The sequence below is a fragment of the Polaribacter sp. 2405UD43-2 genome, assembly GCF_058147125.1.
The window spans coordinates 248,176-265,853 of sequence record NZ_JBYVJX010000003.1; the positions used below are offsets into that span (position 1 = coordinate 248,176).

Genomic DNA, 17,678 nt, shown 5'->3' on the forward strand with positions numbered 1-17,678 from the left:
CTTTGCAACTCTTTTTTACTTTGTTACTAATTCTACACAAATATTCTTTTTTTTCTAACTAACAACCAAATTACAACTGGCGCACCAAACAAAGAAGTAATTGCATTTATTGGGAGTGTAAACTCACTTGTTGGCAATTGCGCAATACTGTCGCAAATTAATAAAACTATAGCACCAATAATTGCCACTGCAGGTAATAATATTTTATGATTAGAACTGGCAAACAGCATTCTAGCAATATGAGGAACAGCTAGGCCTACAAAAGCAATTGGACCAGAAAAAGCGGTAATAACTCCTGTTAAAATACTAGTTATCAATAAAATAATATTTCTACTTTTCTTTACATTAATTCCTAAGCTTTTTGCATAGTTTTCACCTAGCAAAAAACTGTTTAAAGATTTTATTACTGATATAGTTCCTAAAATTCCAATTGCATAAATAATTACAAAAACTAAGATTTCACTCCAAGATAAATTACCTAAACTTCCAAAACTCCAAAATAAGTATTGCTGAATTTGATCTGCTTCACTAAAATATGCCAAAACACTAATAATTGCAGATGTTAAACTGCCAAACATCAGTCCAATAATTAGAATAGACATTGTATTTCTAACTTTATTGGCGGCAATTATTACTGCTGATAAAACCAAAAAAGCTCCTAAACTTGCTGCAATTGGCAAAGACCAATTAGAAACGGAATTGGTGAGTAAAAAACCTCCAAAAACGGATGAACCTAAAATTAAAATAGCAACTCCTAAACTTGCGCCTGAAGAGATTCCTAAAACAAAAGGTCCAGCTAATGGGTTTCTGAATAATGTTTGCATCAGCAATCCACAAATAGACAAACCAGAACCAACTAAAACAGCAGTAATTGCTTTTGGTAATCTAAAATTAAGAATGATAGTTTCCCAACTTTCTTTGGCTGGTAAACTACCTGTTATAGTTTTAAAAATATCTTTAAAAGGAATAGAAACAGAACCCAAACAAATGTTTAGAAAAAACAATACAACCAGTAAAACTGATAAGAATATAAAGTGTTTTGTGTAGTTTGTTTGTTTCATTCTGTAATAAGACCTCACAGGTTTTTAAAACCTGTGAGGTCTGTTATTTTTATTTAAAATCCTTTAAAAAATCAACTAATTTATGAATTGCAATTCCTCTATGCGAAATTCTGTTTTTTTCTTCCGAAGTCATTTCTGCAAAAGATTTGTTAAAACCTTGGGGTTTAAAAATAGGATCGTAACCAAAACCTTTTTCGCCTTGCTTTTTGGTTAAAATTTTACCTTTGCAAATGCCTTCAAATAAAAAGTGTTTTTCATCAATATTTAAACAAATTGCAGTTCTAAACTGTGCATTTCTGTTAGATTTATTTTCTAAATCGGTTAATAATTTTTGCATATTTTTTTCAGAGTTTGCAGGTTCACCAGCAAAACGTGCAGAATATACTCCAGGTTTTCCATCTAAACTTTCTACTTCTAAACCTGTATCATCAGCAAAACAATGATACCCGAATTTTTGTGTAATATAAGCAGCTTTTAACTTCGCATTTCCTTCTAAAGTGTTTTCTGTTTCATCAATTTCATCAAAACAATGAATGTCTTTTAAACTCAACAATTGTATTGAATTTGGTAACATTTCTTGAACTTCTTTTAACTTATTTAAATTGTTGGTTGCAAAGACTAATTTCATTTTTTTATAAGTTGCAAAGTTTTTAAAGGTTCAAAGTTACAAAGTTTTTATTCATAAAAACTTTTTCAAGAGTATGAGTTTCTTCCTTTTGGGAAGATTAAGATAGGCTTTTCTACTCGTGATGATAAGGCTCATTTTTTAAAATTGTAAAACCTCTGTACAATTGTTCAACAATAAATAAACGAATCATTTGATGAGAAAATGTCATTTTTGATAAAGATATTTTTCCTTGAGATTTTTTATAAACAGCTTCAGAAAAACCATAAGGACCACCAATTACTAAAACCATCTGTTTAATTCCTGAATTCATTTTTTTCTGTAAATACTTAGAAAACTCGATAGAAGTATAGTGTTTTCCTTTGTCATCTAACAAAATTAATTGATCTGTATTTTGTAATTTAGATAAAATTAAACTCCCTTCTTTTTCTTTTTGTTGAAATTTACTTAAATTCTTTACATTCTTAATATCAGGAATTATCTCTAGTTCAAACTTTATATAATGTTTTAAACGTTTTTGATATTCATCAATTAACTGAATCAAGTTTTTATTGTCAGTTTTACCAATGGCGAGTAATTTAATTTTCATACCTCAAAATTACTAATTACAAATGTATAATTATGAATTAATTGGTGTAATTGATAATTCGTAATTCATAATTAAAATACTATTTTTACATCAGAATTAAAGAATTATGATATCAAAAGAACAATTTCAAAACGAATTAGACATCATTATAAAAAATGCGATTAGAGAAGATATTGGTGATGGAGATCATACATCACTTTCTTGTATTCCTGCGGATGCAAAAGGAAAAGCTAAATTATTAGTAAAAGATGATGGAATTATTGCTGGTGTAGCATTTGCAAAACAAGTTTTTAAATATGTAGATACAGATTTAAAAGTAGAAACTTTTATAAATGATGGTGAAAAAGTAAAGTATGGAGATGTTGTTTTTTATGTTTCTGGTAAATCACAATCCATTTTAATGGCAGAACGTTTGGTGTTAAACGCAATGCAAAGAATGTCTGCAATTGCTACAAAAACTGCTTTTTTTGCTAATTTGTTAAAAGGTACAAAAACCAAAATTTTAGATACCAGAAAAACAACTCCAGGAATTAGAGCTTTAGAAAAATGGGCGGTAAAAATTGGTGGAGGAAAAAACCATAGATTCGCTTTATATGATATGGTAATGATAAAAGATAATCATATAGATTTTGCTGGCGGAATTACTGCAGCAATAACAAAAACAAAAAAATATTTAGCAGAAAAAGGATTAGATATTAAGATAATTGTAGAGGCAAGAAGTTTAACAGAAATTAAAGAAATTCTTTCTAATGACGGAGTTTATAGAATTCTAATTGATAACTTTAATTATGAAGATACCAGAAAAGCTGTAGATTTAATTGGTGATACTTGCTTAACAGAATCTTCTGGCGGAATTAACGAAGATACCATTAGAAAATACGCAGAATGTGGGGTTGATTATATTTCTTCTGGCGCTTTAACGCATTCGGTTTATAATTTAGATTTAAGCTTAAAAGCTTTTTAGAGTTGTGAAAATAGTTGCAAAGTTTCAAAGTCAAAAAAGTAAACTCTGAAACTTTGTCACTATTTTTAACATTGCCACTTTGTAACTCAAAATAATGTCAAAAGAAATAGAAGACAAATTAGAAAAAATACCAATTGTAAATTTGTTGGTAAAATTTGGAAAAAAAATTAAAGTTCTAGGTTTAGAAGGAATGTCTTTATATGATGTTTTTGAAATGTACATCATTGGCATCGTAGAAGGTGCATTAACTACAAGAGCAGGCGGAATTGCCTTCAGTTTTTTTATGGCGGTTTTTCCGTTTATGTTATTCATTTTAACGCTAATTCCTTACATTCCCATAGAAGGTTTTCAAGAAGGATTATTTTCGCTAATAAAAGAAGCTTTACCACCGCAAACTTTTGATGCAGTGAATGTTGTTTTAGGCGATATTATTAACAATCAATATGGTGGCTTACTTTCTTTTGGTTTTGTATTATCCATTTTTTTGATGACAAATGGCGTAAATGCCATCTTTGGCGGATTTGAATATTCTTATCACGTAACAGAAATTAGAAACATTTTTAGAACCTATTTTGTGTCTTTAGGAGTTTCTTTGTTGATGTCAGTTTTTTTAATTGTTACAATTACATTAACCATATTGTATCAAGTTGCATTATCTAAGATTGATGAAAATGGTTGGCTAAACACCAGCGATTTAAACCTCTTTTATTATGGTAGAGGCTTTTTATTTTTAGTAATGATTTTTACTATTGTTTCTTTACTTTTTAGATATGGAACTAAACAAGGAAAAGAAACCAAATTCTTTTCTGCTGGCGCAATTCTAACTACAGTTGTCTCTTTGTTTACCTTTTATTTATTCGGAATTTATGTCATAAAATTCGCACAATACAATCAATTATATGGTTCTATTGGTACACTTTTAATATTGATGTTATTTGTTTGGTTAAACGCCATAATTCTCTTATTAGGCTTTGAGTTAAATGCGTCTTTATACAGTTTAAGACAGCGAAATAAAAATTGTACAACTACTTAACTTTTATAAGTTTTTCACGATATTTGCACGCGCAATTTACAATTGCAAGTGTTGAATTTTAAATTTTTAGTTTTGAGTGATGATACTAAAAACTAAAAACTAAAAACTAAAAACTGATAATGAAACCAAGCATCCCAAAAGGAACAAGAGATTTTTCGCCAACAGAAGTTGCCAATCGTACATACATTATAAACACGATTAAAACTGCGTTTGAAACTTTCGGATTTCAACCCATAGAAACTCCGAGTTTTGAAAATTCATCGACTTTAATGGGAAAATATGGTGAAGAAGGTGATAGGCTTATTTTTAAGATTTTAAATTCTGGGGATTACTTGAAAAGTTTAAAGGATAGAAGCTATGAGATAGGTGATTTATCAAGTGATTTTATGAATTTGGTTGAGCATTTATTTGTAAATGATTTAGAAAAATATTGGAATAATATTTATGAAACAGATATTTCTTTAGAATTTAAAATTGAAGAACAATTAAAAATAATAAAATCTTTTTTTAATAACAAGAAAGACATTTTAATTAAAATGTCTAAAGAGTATAAGTTATTGGATGATACTGCCCTTAAAGCTCACTATAGAAATTCTGTATTTATAGATTTTTTTGAATATTTTTTAGAAAAGGAATTATTAAACTCTAAAATAGCTACTTCAAAAATCTCCGAAAAAGCGCTACGTTACGATTTAACTGTACCTTTTGCAAGATATGTTGTACAACATCAAAATGATATTACATTTCCTTTTAAACGTTATCAAGTACAACCTGTTTGGAGAGCAGACAGACCACAAAAAGGACGTTTTAGAGAGTTTTTTCAATGTGATGCAGATGTTGTAGGGAGCAAATCACTTTGGCAAGAAGTTGAGTTTGTACAATTGTATGATACTGTTTTTACCAAATTAGGTTTAGCAGGAACAACTATTAAAATCAATAATAGAAAAATATTATCAGGTATTGCAGAAGTAATTGGCGCACAAGACAAACTCATCGATTTTACAGTGGCTTTAGATAAGTTAGATAAAATTGGTAAAGACGGTGTTGTTAAAGAAATGCTATCCAAAGGAATTACAGAACAAGCCATTGAAAAAGTACAACCATTGTTCAATTTTACAGGTTCTAATTTAGATAAACTGAATTCTTTAGAAGAAATGTTATTAACTTCTGAAGAAGGAAAAAGTGGTGTTTCAGATTTGCGTTTTATCATCAATTCAATAGAAGAACTTGGTTTAGAAACAGCAGCTTTAGAACTCGATGTAACTTTAGCAAGAGGTTTAAACTATTACACAGGTGCAATTTACGAAGTTGCTGCACCAAAAGGCGTAAAAATGGGCTCTATTGGTGGTGGTGGACGTTATGACGATTTAACAGCTTTATTTGGAGTAAAAGAACCTTTAAGTGGAGTTGGAATTTCATTTGGTTTAGACAGAATCTATTTGGTTTTAGAAGAATTAGGTTTGTTTAAAACGGTTGATAACCCAAAACCAAAAGTAATTTTCTTAAATTTTGAGGCAACTACAGATATTGCTAAAATGAAAGCCATTAAAGTTTTAAGAGAAAAAGGTGTTAAATGTGAATTATATCCTGATTTGGGTGAAAGTAATAAGGCGCAAAAACGACAATGGAAATACGTTACCAACAGAGAAATTGAATTTGTAGTTTCTAAAGTAGAAAACAATGTATTTACATTAAAAAACAGAGTTTCTGGACAACAAACAGAATGCTCTTTATCAGAATTGGTAAATCAGTTAAACAAATAAGTAACTATTGTTTTATAGTTATAATTTATAAAGAAACTATAATAATACGTTGCAAACACGTAAATTTGCACTTTAATTAAGATTGAAATGTTTGAATTGAACAGCAAAATGAATGACGAAAGAATTGAAGAAATAGGAGAAAACCACGTTGGTACATCAGCTAAAACTCCGTTAAGAGCAGATGCTTTTGCTATTTCTGATCAAGAAAAAATAGCAAAAATCACGGAAAGTGTTAAAGACATTCTAGAAACTTTAGGAATGGATTTAACCGATGATAGTTTACAAGGAACTCCCAAAAGAGTTGCCAAATCTTTTGTAAATGAAATATTTATGGGATTAAATCCTGCAAATATGCCAAAAGCTTCTACGTTTGACAATAATTACAATTATGGTGAAATGTTAGTTGAGAAAAATATTATTGTATATTCTACTTGCGAGCATCATTTGTTGCCCATTGTTGGTAGAGCACACGTTGCCTATATTTCTAACGGTAAAGTAATTGGTTTATCAAAAATGAATAGAATTGTAGAATATTTTTCTAAAAGACCACAAGTTCAAGAACGTTTAACAATGCAAGTTGTACAAGCAATGCAAGAAGCTTTAGGAACACAAGATGTTGCTTGTGTTATAGACGCTAAACACTTGTGTGTAAATTCTAGAGGAATTAAAGACATAGAAAGTTCTACGGTTACAGCAGAATTTGGTGGTAAGTTTAAAAATAAAGAAACGAAAAGAGAGTTTTTAGATTATCTAAAAATGGATACTGATTTCGATTGATAATCAGGTAAATACAGAATATTTAAAAACCGTTTAGAGCACTCTAAACGGTTTTTAAGTTTTAAGAAACATCTGTTTGTTCAACTTAAAAAAAGTTTTTCTATTTTAGTAAAAAATAAAATCAATTTGGAAACTATTTATAATTATTTCGAAACAATTCCGTCTTTGCATAGAAGTGTAATTTTAGTAGGAGGTATTACTTTTTTTTGGTTATTAGAAGGGGCATTTCCTTTATTTAAATTCAATTATAAAAAATGGAAACACGCTTTTCCTAATTTGTTTTTTACCTTAACAACTATAATTATAAATTTTACTTTGGCTTTTTTGTTGTTAAAAACTGCAGATTGGGTGCAAGTAAATAATTTTGGATTGATTAATTGGTTACCAGAAATGCCACTTTGGTTATATGTAGTTTTAGGCGTACTATTTCTCGATTTTTTTGGTGCGTATTTAGCACATTTTGTAGAGCATAAAGTAAAGCCTTTATGGATGGTGCATTTGGTGCATCACTCTGATCATAAGGTAGATACAACTACTGCAAACAGGCATCATCCAATAGAAAGTGTTATCCGTTTTGTATTTACTTTGATAGGCGTTTTTGTGGTTGGCACACCTATTGCAATAGTAATGTTGTATCAATCTATGTCGTTAATTTTTACACAATTTACACACGCAAATTTAAAAATGTCACCAAAGGTGGATAAATTTTTAAGTTACTTTATTGTATCTCCAGATATGCACAAAATTCATCATCATTATAAGTTGCCATTTACAGATTCTAATTACGGAAACATTTTTTCTATTTGGGATAGAATTTTTGGAACCTATAAAGAATTAGACCGTGAAAAAATTGTGTATGGTGTAGATACTTTTCCTGATGAAGTTAAAAATTCTTCTTTAAAAGAATTATTAAAACAACCTTTTCAAGGCTATAGAAAACCTACTAATTTTGAAGATGTTTAGTTTTATCTTACGCTTAGTAAAATAAGAATAACAAACTATCAATAAATCAAATATTTGCTTCTAATAATTTTAAATGCTTCTAAATCTTTTTTCCAAGTTTTTTTAATTACTTGTTCAGAGAAACCTTGTTCAATTTGTTTTTGAAGCTTTGTGTTCCCTGCATGAATGGTAAAAGTTTTTCCAAAGAATTTTTCTGTTTTGGGTGTTTTTTGGTAAGCATCTATCAACCATTCTAAGTTTAAAGAACTTAATTTTTTAGTGTTACTTAAATCTACACCATAACAAAGTTTTCCTTTTTGTTTTGGGTATTTAGAACCAAAGTTGGGTTTTGGAGTATAATTAAAGTTACTTTTAGGAAAAAATGATGCACCATATCTCTGAAACTGAAACTCTGTTCCTCTACCAGCATTAATTATAGTTCCTTCAAAAAAACCTAAACTTGGATACAGATTTATACTTTTATCATTTGGCAAATTAGGTGAAGGTCTTATTGCTAAACTGTATTCTGAATGATGCGTATAATTTTTTAAAGGAACAATCGTTAAATTACATTGAATTCCGTTTGTAAGCCATTTTTCTCCATTAATCATTTGTCCATATTCGCCAATCGTCATTCCGTAAACTACAGGAACTTTGTGCATACCAACAAAACTTTTATGCTCTAATTCTAAAACAGGACCATCAATATAATGTGCATTTGGGTTAGGTCTGTCTAAAACTATAAGTGGGATTCCCACTTCTGCGCAAGCTTCCATTACATAATGTAGAGTAGAAATGTAGGTGTAAAAACGCACCCCCACATCTTGAATATCAAAAACGACTACATCAATTCCTTTTAATTGTTTGGTTGTGGGCTTTTTATTTTTTCCATGCAATGATAAAATTGGTAGTCCAGTTTTTACATCTACGCCATCATTTATGTGTTCGCCAGCATCCGCTTTTCCTCTAAAACCGTGTTCAGGAGCAAATACTTTTTTTATGTTAATGTTTAATTTAAGTAAAGAATCTACCAAATGTACAAACCCTCTTTTTTCTTTTTTCTTTTCTTTTTTCTCTATTACAGAAGTTTGATTCGCTACAACTGCAACATTTTTTCCTTTTAATAATTTTAAATACAAACTGGTTCTTTCTGCACCCGTTTTAATATATCGTTTGTTAGATGTTTTATGTTTGATTTTTGAATTTTTAACTTGTTGTCCACAAGAAATCAACTGAAAATTCAGCATCAGAAATAAGAATAAATATGTACTTTTACGAAGGTTAAAAAGAATCATCAATTTGAATTACGAGTTATTTATTGCAAAACGTATTATTGCTGGTAAAAAGTATAAAAATAGTATTTCATCGCCAATAATAAAAATTGCAATTACAGCAATTGCCTTAGGTATTATTATTATGCTAATTGCTGTGGCAACTGGCGCTGGTTTACAATACAAAATTCGCGATAAAATGGCGGGCTTTAAAGGGCATATTCAAATTGTAAATTACGATACTAATAATTCTGATGTTTCTACAGTTCCAATTAAAAAAAATCAAAAATTTTACCCAAATTTTGATGCAGTAGGAGGTATAAAAAACATTCAAGTTTTTGCAAATAAAGGCGGAATTTTAAGAACAAAAACCGATTTTGAAGGCATCATTTTTAAAGGAGTTTCTACAGATTACGATTGGACTTTTTTTAAAGAATATTTAATAGAAGGTAGCATACCTAACTTAAATTTACCTAGAACTAGAGAAGTTTTATTATCTAAAACTGTAATAAATCGTTTGCAATTAAAATTAAACGATACCATTTTAGCCACGTTTTTAAAAACGGCTACCAGTAAGATACCATCCAATAGAAAATATAAAATAGTTGGAATTTATAGTACTGGTTTAGCAGAGTTTGATAAAACTATAATGATTGGCGACCTGAGAGAAGTTCAAAAATTAAATAAATGGTCTGAAAACGAAATAGGTGGTTTTGAGGTATTGTTAGATAATTTTGATGATATAGAAGCCAAAGGAGAAGAAATTTACAGTCATATAGGAGCAACTTTAAATAGCAAAACAATTGTAGATAGCTACCCAAATATTTTTGATTGGATAAAATTATTCGACAACAATGTGTGGTTTATTATTGCCATTATGATTTTGGTTGCAGGTATAAATATGATCACAGCTTTATTGGTTTTAATTCTAGAACGCGTACAAATGATTGGTATTCTAAAATCGTTAGGAAGTACCAACACAAGTATTAGAAAAGTATTTTTATACAACGCATCTTATTTAATTTTAAAAGGACTTTTTTGGGGGAATCTAATAGGATTATCCATTATTTTTATACAACATTATTTTAAACTCATTACCTTAAATCCAGAAACCTATCATGTGGCTACAATGCCAGTTTATATTTCATTAACCGCAATTGTATTGTTAAATATTGGTACACTTGTTATGTGTTTTTTAATGCTCATTATTCCTTCATATATTATCACCAAAATTAATCCATCAAAGTCTATAAAATTTGCTTAAAATTTGGGCGTTCCCTAAAGGTCGTGCTTTTCACTATATCTTTTTTTCGTGCCTCAAAAAAGGATGCCGTTTCAATCACTAACGCAAACAATTTGTTAACCAACTGCTAAGCTAAAAGTTTATAGATATTCTGCGTTAGTGATTGAATGGCGTGTTTGAGCTCTTTTTTAGTTTTTTGTTTGAGTAGAATTTGCTTTTTTGCAAATTTGTTACGAAAACAAAACTAAAAAAAGCGAGTAATGAAAGCACGACCTTTAGGGAACGCCCAAAAAATAAAGTATCTTTGCAATCAAAATTTTGAGATATGAAATACGCAAAAAATATATTAGAAACTATTGGCAATACACCTTTAGTAAAACTAAATTCGGTAACAAAACAAGTAGAGGCTTTGGTGTTGGCAAAGGTAGAAACTTTTAATCCAGGAAACTCTGTAAAAGACAGAATGGCGTTAAAAATGATTGAAGATGCAGAAGCAGATGGTAGATTAAAACCAGGTGGAACTATTATAGAAGGAACCTCAGGAAATACAGGAATGGGCTTGGCATTAGCAGCCATTGTAAAAGGCTACAAATGTATTTTTGTAATATCGGACAAACAGTCTAAAGAAAAAATGGATATTTTACGTGCTGTTGGTGCAGAAGTAATTGTGTGTCCAACAAATGTAGAGCCAGAAGATCCAAGATCTTATTATTCGGTTTCTAAACGTTTAGGAGCAGAAACGCCTAACTCTTGGTATGTAAATCAGTACGACAATCCAAGTAATTCAATAGCACATTACCAACAAACGGGTCCAGAAATTTGGGAACAAACAGAAGGTAAAATCACACATTTTGTGGTGGGAGTTGGTACTGGAGGAACCGTTTCTGGTGTCGCAAAATATTTGAAAGAGAAAAATCCTGATATTAAAATTTGGGGAATAGATACTTATGGTTCTGTGTTTAAAAAATATCACGAAACAGGTATTTTTGATGAGAATGAAATTTATCCTTACATTACAGAAGGAATTGGCGAAGATATTTTACCAAAAAATGTTGACTTTTCTTTAATAGATGGTTTTACAAAAGTAACCGATAAAGATGCTGCTATTTATACCAGAAAAATTGCCAAAGAAGAAGGTATTTTTGTTGGAAATTCTGCGGGTTCTGCTATTAAAGGTTTGTTGCAACTAAAAGAACATTTTACAAAAGACGATGTTGTGGTGGTTTTATTTCATGACCATGGAAGTAGATATGTAGGTAAAATGTTTAATGATGATTGGATGCGTGATAGAGGTTTTTTAGAAGAAGAAATTAAAACCGCAGCAGATTTAATAAAAAACTACGAAGAAAAACCTTTGGTAACTGCGCAAACAGAAGAATTGGTTTCGCATGCAATTGAGCGAATGAAGGAATATAAAATAAGTCAAATTCCTGTAAAAGATGTTGCTGGCTTTGTGGGTTCTATAGATGAGTCTGTCTTGTTACATAATTTTATTGCCGACAAAAATATTGCTGATAAACCTATTAAAGACATTATGAGTAAACCATATCCAATAGTTAAAAAAGCAGCAAAATTAGATGAACTGTCTAAGCTAATAACCAAAGAAAATGACGCAGTATTAGTTGATTTAGAAAACGGAAATCATCATATTATTACTAAATATGATATTATTAGCGCTATTTAAATCTAAATAGTAATTTTAAACAAATATATATTCTCAACCCCTAAATTTTAAAAAATGAAAATTCAAAAATTTTTACTTGTATTAATTATTCTTTTGGGTAATCAAATATCTTTTTCTCAAGAATGGATGGATATTATAAAACAAGAAAATCCAAATTATTTCGAAGCCAAAAAAAGTTACGAAAACTATTGGAAAAATCGCACCTTTAAAAAAGATGGAAACACCCGTATTTTTAATAGATGGCTAAGAGAAAACAAACGTTTTGTAGATAAAAATGGTTTTATAAATAAAGAACCTGTTAAAGCTGCCATAAAAAAACATATTGATAATTTGGTTAGCCAAAGAAAATCTCAAGCCAAAAAGGAAAATTCAAGTGCTGTATGGGAACTAGCTCCGCCAAATTTATATAAGATTAATGAAGAAAAAACGAGAGGTCAAAATCATGGCTTAGGCGTTATTTGGGATGTAAAAGTAGATCCTAACAATTCAAACACAATTTATGTAGGGTGTAATTCTGGTGGCTTATGGAAATCAACCGATAAAGGAACTACTTGGAAAGACATCACTAATAATATACCAACAATTAGCGCTTCTTATGGTTTAGAAGTTTTAAAAGGGAGTCCAAACATTTTATTTACAACCATTCCAGCTAGAGGTGTGTACCCACAAGGTGTTTACAAGTCTACAAATGGTGGAGAAAGTTGGTCAAAAATCCACTCAAGCTCAATTCGTATAAAATCAAGTCGTTATACAGATAATACTTTAATAGGATATTCTGGAAGCGGATTCTATAAATTAAACGCATCAGGAGACTTATATAAAGTATCAAACATTAGCGGAGCGAGTATTATTGATGTAGATTTTCATCCAACAAAACCAAATACATTCTATTGTTTAGCAAAATTCTCAGAAAGAGAAACTCTTTTTAAAACTGTAGATGGCGGACAAAACTTTAGTGAAGTTGGTGCAGGATTACCAAGACCAGATGATCCAAAAATAAAAGCAACCTTTTATAGCCTTATGGCAGTTAGTGCAGATGCACCAAATAATGTATATGTAATGTCTACTGGGCAAACTACAAATGGATTAAAAGGAACCATTGGCTTATATGTTTCTACAGATGAAGGCGCAACATTTAATAGAAAATGTTGTGGTAACGGACCAGGAGCAGAAGACGAACCTTATAGTATAACCAACCCCAATGCGCAAGGTTATAGTAATACAGGAAGTAGTGCTGGCGGACAATTAGGATATTGTTCTGAATTTGAAATATCGGACACCGATTCTAACGTTATGATTATGGCAGGTATTAACCCTTGGATTTCTAGAGATGGAGGCGCAACATTTACCTGTGCAGTTGATAGTTGGGCATTTGGTTTTGGTTCTAAACGTTGGGTTCATGCAGATATTCAAGGTGTAGCTATTAATGGAGATGATATTTGGATAAGTTCTGATGGTGGTCTTTATTATTCAAATGACGATACAAAAACTTATGTTAACAAAGGAGAAGGAATTCACAATCATACAATTACAGGTATAGATTGGCCATTTAAAACATTATCTTATGCAGCATTGGCTACATGGCATACAGGAATTGCTCATTATGCGGGAGACAATACTAAAGGTATTATTGCTACCCATGGCGCAGATTCTAGAGGAGCAATAATAAACCCTATTATTCCTGAAATGGCTATGGACCCTAATACGGTTTCTTATATTGATAATAACGGAAGGCATAGTATTTCAGGTAGTAATAGTTTAACTAATTTTGGTTGGGCACCAAATGCTGTTTTTCATGAGCGGAAATCGAATGTTTTATATCGTTTTAAAAGACCTAATAATACATCGCATCAAATATTAAAAACGACCATAGATAATACTTCTGAAGATAGAAGCAACCATTCTGCAACAAACAAAATTGTTTATGAAGGTCCAAAAGGCTCTTCTGTATTGCATATTAGAACGATGTACAGCAAGCCTAATGTGTTTTATATTGTTCAACAAGACCCCTATAAAATACTGAGAAGCTTTGATGATATGAAAACTTGGGAAAATGTTAATTTACCAAACTTAGGTGGCGACTATGTGGTTTACGATATTCAATTAGATGCCTTAGATGAAAACGTATTGTGGATTGCTGCCAACAATAAAAAAGTGTATAAAAGCACAGACAAAGGTGCTACTTGGATAGATTATACTGCGAATTTGCCAAACCTTTATCCATATACTTTAAAAAATCAAATAGGTACTAATGGAGGCGTTTATTTATCTAACGAAGTAGGTGTACATTACCGAGATAATACTATGAACTCTTGGGAATACCTAGAATACACCTCACCTATATTTAATGTTGGTATTGATAGAATAAAGCCATTTTACCCAGAAGGAAAGATTGTCGCTTCTGCAAGAGGAGGTCTATGGCAACGAGATTTAGTAAATACCAATATAGCTCCAGTTGCAAATTTAAAGATGGATACTGACACCATTTATCTTGAAGGCTATACAGCAAAAGCAAAGTTTTATGACTATTCTGCACTTATTGAAAAAAATAAGAATGCAAAATTAGTTTGGGAGTTTGAAGGTGCAACAAAAACAATTTCAGAGCAAAGAAACCCTATTGTTACTTTTAACAAGCTAGGTACACACAAAATAAAGTTAACAGCTTCAAATATTTATGGTTCGCATACCAAAACAGATTCTATTGTAGTTTTAGAGAAACGAAACAAACCTGAGTTTTTTGAAGATTTTATAGATTTAAGTGAAAATTTCGAAAGAAAAAACACTAGTAAAATTGGTTGGGAAAAAGTAGTAACTGTTGCAGGAGCTAATGTTGGGCAATCTTTTGAGTACTTAAATTCTCGAAATTCTAATAATAATGTTGCAGGCGCTAAAGACCACTTGGTCACTAAAAAAATATACGATTTTGTAAATTATAAAAATTCTAAGTTAGAAATTAAATACAATTATTTGCCAGATGTTAATACTTTATTAAATGTAAAAGATAGTTTGTTAATTTCTTACATAAACAAAGCTAACGATACCATTGTAATTTGGAGAAAAGGAGGTAATAAGATGCAAACTTGGAACGAACCCAACAGAATTAAAACAGAAACTATAGATTTAAGTGTTTTAAACGGTACATATTCGCCACTTATTTTTACTGGAAAACTTTCTGGTATCCCTAATAGTTCTGCTGCTTCAGGTTGGGGAATCTTTTTAAAACAAGCTGTTTTAAATGGTGCCACTTTAGCTGTTAAAGAGGAAGAGTTGGTGAATATTAAAATATTTCCGAATCCAATATTATTAGAAAAAGAGATTTTTATAAGTAGTATAGAAGAAATCGAAAAAATAAAGCTTTTTGATATTACTGGTAAAGAACTAAAGTTTTTTAATCAAAAGAAAATATTGCCTACTAAAATAGCTTTAAAATTTAAAAAAATTACTTCGGGTATTTACTTCTTAAATATACAATTTAAAGGTAGCTCTTATAATGTTTCTAAGAAAATAGTTGTAGAATAATTTTAAAAACATACAAAAAAACCATCTCAAGTGAGATGGTTTTTTTAATCAACTAATTCAAATAATTTACACAATGAAAACAGTTTACTACGTTGTCTCCATTTTATACTTCGCAATCTGCGTGCCAAAGTTATTTTTTGAATGATTATTTTATTATTTCGAACTCTTTATCTAAAACATCAACAGAATTATCACTAACAAATACTTTAAAAATTCCTGACTCTGTTGTAAATTCTCCTTTGTTATTATTGAAGTCTAGTAAAGATTTGTCTAGTATAAAATTTATTTGGCGTGCTTATGTGCTTTATAAGAAGAACGTACTAAAGCGCCACTTTCTACATACATAAAGCCCATTTCTAAACCTAAAGTTTCGTATTTTTTAAATTGCTCTGGTGTAATGAAATCATTTACTGGTAAGTGTTTTTTTGTAGGTTGTAAATACTGACCTATTGTTATGATATCTAAACCAACTTGGCGTAAATCTTTCATAGTTTGAATGACTTCTTCTTCAGTTTCTCCTAAACCTAGCATAATACCAGATTTAGTACGCATTCCGTTTTGTTTTAAATATTTTAAAACAGCTAAACTTCTATCATATTTTGCTTGAATTCGAACTTCTCTAGTTAGTCTTCTAACGGTTTCCATATTATGAGAAACTACTTCTGGATGCACTTCAATAATTCTATCTAATTGTTTTGTGTTTCCTTGAAAATCAGGAATTAAAGTCTCTAAAGTTGTATTCGGATTTGCTCTTCTGATTGCCTCTACAGTTTCTGCCCAAATAATAGAACCACCATCTTTTAAATCATCTCTATCTACAGAGGTAATTACTGCGTGGTTTATTTTCATCAATTTAATAGAACGTGCTACTTTTTCTGGTTCATCCCACTCTACAGTTTCTGGTCTTCCTGTTTTTACGCCACAAAAACCACAAGAACGTGTACAAATATTTCCAAGAATCATAAAAGTTGCTGTTCCTTCTCCCCAGCATTCTCCCATATTTGGGCAACTTCCACTTGTACAAATTGTATTTAATTTATACTTATCTACCAAACTTCTAAGTTCAGTGTATTTTTTACCTACGGGTAATTTTACACGTAACCATTTTGGTTTTTTAGGTCTTTCAGGAAGAATAACAGATTCATTTGCCATTTTCTATCAAATTATGAAAAGCAAAGATACAAAGGAAAATATGAAAATTAATGATTAAAAATTGAAGTATTCTGAACATCTTTTTTTTCTTTGAAAAGATTTTTCTAAAGTTTTAATTCTATCTTTTTTGTCTCTATTAGTAAATTCTTTAGATTCTTGAATTTCTCTTTTCTGTAGCCTAAATTCTTTTTCTAAATTAGATTTGTACGCATTTTTTCCTGAACTATAAAATTGATTTTTCTGCATTTTATAAATTACTTGTTAAACCATCTTTAAAATGTTCCCAATCAGAAATAATAATTTTAAAAATGAAAAAAGAAAGAATGGCTATAATTATTTTTAGTCTTAATGAATTTTTTTCTTTTCTTGAAAAGTTTCTTTTTTTTAATTTCATAAATAATACAATTATAAGAGTAATTCTTTTAGTTTACTAGGATTTTGATAATTATTGAAAAAAAGGAGTAACTCTACGTTTTCTCTATTAATTTGATAAAACAAAGTAATTTGTTTTAAAATTTCTATTTGATGAATGTTTTTATTCTTTTTATATTTTTTAAAAGTGTAAGGAGAAATTTTTAAAACCTCAATTACATCTTCAACTTTTTTAATAAAATTGATTACTTCTTTAGAAGTCCAAAATTTTTCTAAATAATCAATATTATTTTGAAAACTTTCATTGGCAATTTTTGAAGAAATAATCTTATAAGAGTTCATACTTTTTTTTGCTTTCTTGCAAGATGTTTTCAAAATTAGAAATTTCTCCTTTAGCAACTTGCTCTTTTGATTTTTCTAATAATTGATGAATTATTTCTTCTTTATACTCCTGATAATCATTAGGATATAAGTATTTAGAAATCAATTTTATTTCTTCGCTTGTAAATCTTTTTTCTCTAATTTTTTTGTAAAAAAAACTACTTTTAAGATTTAATAACTTTAAAAAATATTGAACCTTAAAGTCGCTATTTTTTATATCTTCTGCTAGTTTGTTGATAATAGCATCATATTGATGGATAATATTTATTTTGTTCATATATATGTGGTAATAAAGTATAAAT

The 17,678-nt window shown here is 29.8% G+C and carries 17 protein-coding genes; 8 read left to right on the forward strand and 9 right to left on the reverse strand.

The window, feature by feature from the left end; all coding sequences use genetic code 11:
* Positions 1–32: 32 nt before the first annotated feature.
* The 3 genes from ACY2RX_RS06350 to rlmH all read right to left on the reverse strand — a co-directional run bounded on the left by ACY2RX_RS06350 (position 33) and on the right by rlmH (position 2,275).
* Positions 33–1,061, reverse strand: a complete 1,029-nt coding sequence (locus tag ACY2RX_RS06350; protein ID WP_490103131.1) for a FecCD family ABC transporter permease — start codon at positions 1,059–1,061, stop codon at positions 33–35.
* Positions 1,062–1,110: 49 nt separating this feature from the next.
* Positions 1,111–1,689, reverse strand: a complete 579-nt coding sequence (locus tag ACY2RX_RS06355; protein WP_490103132.1) for a non-canonical purine NTP diphosphatase — start codon at positions 1,687–1,689, stop codon at positions 1,111–1,113.
* A 112-nt stretch (positions 1,690–1,801) separates the two neighbouring features.
* Positions 1,802–2,275 (reverse strand): 23S rRNA (pseudouridine(1915)-N(3))-methyltransferase RlmH, encoded by a 474-nt coding sequence (gene rlmH, locus ACY2RX_RS06360; RefSeq protein ID WP_490103133.1) that lies wholly within the window; start codon positions 2,273–2,275, stop codon positions 1,802–1,804.
* Between the two features lie 106 nt (positions 2,276–2,381).
* Here rlmH and nadC point away from each other — a divergent pair, with 106 nt between their 5' ends.
* The 5 genes from nadC (at position 2,382) to ACY2RX_RS06385 (ending at position 7,775) form a co-directional block, all read left to right on the forward strand.
* Positions 2,382–3,239, forward strand: coding sequence for a carboxylating nicotinate-nucleotide diphosphorylase (nadC, locus tag ACY2RX_RS06365; RefSeq protein ID WP_490103134.1), 858 nt, complete (start codon positions 2,382–2,384; stop codon positions 3,237–3,239).
* Positions 3,240–3,333: 94 nt separating this feature from the next.
* Entirely contained in the window at positions 3,334–4,272 is a 939-nt protein-coding gene (locus ACY2RX_RS06370) for a YihY/virulence factor BrkB family protein (protein ID WP_490103135.1), read from the forward strand.
* A gap of 119 nt (positions 4,273–4,391) precedes the next feature.
* Positions 4,392–6,035: a histidine--tRNA ligase gene (locus ACY2RX_RS06375; RefSeq protein WP_490103136.1), complete on the forward strand. Its 1,644-nt coding sequence runs from the start codon at positions 4,392–4,394 to the stop codon at positions 6,033–6,035.
* An 87-nt stretch (positions 6,036–6,122) separates the two neighbouring features.
* On the forward strand, positions 6,123–6,812 hold the full coding sequence (gene folE / locus ACY2RX_RS06380) for a GTP cyclohydrolase I FolE (protein WP_490103137.1): 690 nt from the start codon (positions 6,123–6,125) through the stop codon (positions 6,810–6,812).
* A 126-nt stretch (positions 6,813–6,938) separates the two neighbouring features.
* Positions 6,939–7,775, forward strand: coding sequence for a sterol desaturase family protein (locus ACY2RX_RS06385; RefSeq protein WP_490103138.1), 837 nt, complete (start codon positions 6,939–6,941; stop codon positions 7,773–7,775).
* Positions 7,776–7,813: 38 nt separating this feature from the next.
* Here ACY2RX_RS06385 and ACY2RX_RS06390 read toward each other — a convergent pair whose 3' ends face one another.
* Positions 7,814–9,049, reverse strand: a complete 1,236-nt coding sequence (locus ACY2RX_RS06390; RefSeq protein ID WP_490103139.1) for an exo-beta-N-acetylmuramidase NamZ family protein — start codon at positions 9,047–9,049, stop codon at positions 7,814–7,816.
* 4 nt (positions 9,050–9,053) lie between these two features.
* On the opposite strand from ACY2RX_RS06390, the gene ACY2RX_RS06395 reads away from it, so the two are divergent.
* The 3 genes from ACY2RX_RS06395 (at position 9,054) to ACY2RX_RS06405 (ending at position 15,471) form a co-directional block, all read left to right on the forward strand.
* Positions 9,054–10,289 carry an ABC transporter permease gene (locus tag ACY2RX_RS06395; RefSeq protein ID WP_490103140.1) on the forward strand — a complete coding sequence of 412 codons (1,236 nt, stop codon included), beginning with the start codon at positions 9,054–9,056 and terminating at the stop codon, positions 10,287–10,289.
* Between the two features lie 304 nt (positions 10,290–10,593).
* Positions 10,594–11,952 (forward strand): pyridoxal-phosphate dependent enzyme, encoded by a 1,359-nt coding sequence (locus ACY2RX_RS06400; protein WP_490103141.1) that lies wholly within the window; start codon positions 10,594–10,596, stop codon positions 11,950–11,952.
* 54 nt (positions 11,953–12,006) lie between these two features.
* On the forward strand, positions 12,007–15,471 hold the full coding sequence (locus ACY2RX_RS06405) for a T9SS type A sorting domain-containing protein (protein WP_490103142.1): 3,465 nt from the start codon (positions 12,007–12,009) through the stop codon (positions 15,469–15,471).
* Positions 15,472–15,753: 282 nt separating this feature from the next.
* On the opposite strand, the gene lipA is transcribed toward ACY2RX_RS06405, so the two are convergent.
* From lipA to ACY2RX_RS06430, 5 genes are read right to left on the reverse strand one after another with little or no spacing between them, the layout of a single operon-like run.
* Positions 15,754–16,623, reverse strand: a complete 870-nt coding sequence (lipA, locus tag ACY2RX_RS06410) for a lipoyl synthase (protein ID WP_490103143.1) — start codon at positions 16,621–16,623, stop codon at positions 15,754–15,756.
* Between the two features lie 54 nt (positions 16,624–16,677).
* On the reverse strand, positions 16,678–16,869 hold the full coding sequence (locus ACY2RX_RS06415; protein WP_490103144.1) for a hypothetical protein: 192 nt from the start codon (positions 16,867–16,869) through the stop codon (positions 16,678–16,680).
* 1 nt (position 16,870) lies between these two features.
* The gene (locus ACY2RX_RS06420; protein WP_490103145.1) at positions 16,871–17,017 is read right to left on the reverse strand and encodes a hypothetical protein; all 147 of its coding nucleotides are present in this window, start codon (positions 17,015–17,017) and stop codon (positions 16,871–16,873) included.
* An 11-nt stretch (positions 17,018–17,028) separates the two neighbouring features.
* A complete protein-coding gene (locus ACY2RX_RS06425) occupies positions 17,029–17,337 on the reverse strand; it encodes a type II toxin-antitoxin system RelE/ParE family toxin (RefSeq protein ID WP_490103146.1) in 309 nt (102 codons plus the stop codon).
* A complete protein-coding gene (locus tag ACY2RX_RS06430; protein WP_490103147.1) occupies positions 17,324–17,653 on the reverse strand; it encodes a hypothetical protein in 330 nt (109 codons plus the stop codon). Before ACY2RX_RS06430 ends, ACY2RX_RS06425 begins: the two co-directional genes overlap by 14 nt.
* Positions 17,654–17,678: the final 25 nt, after the last annotated feature.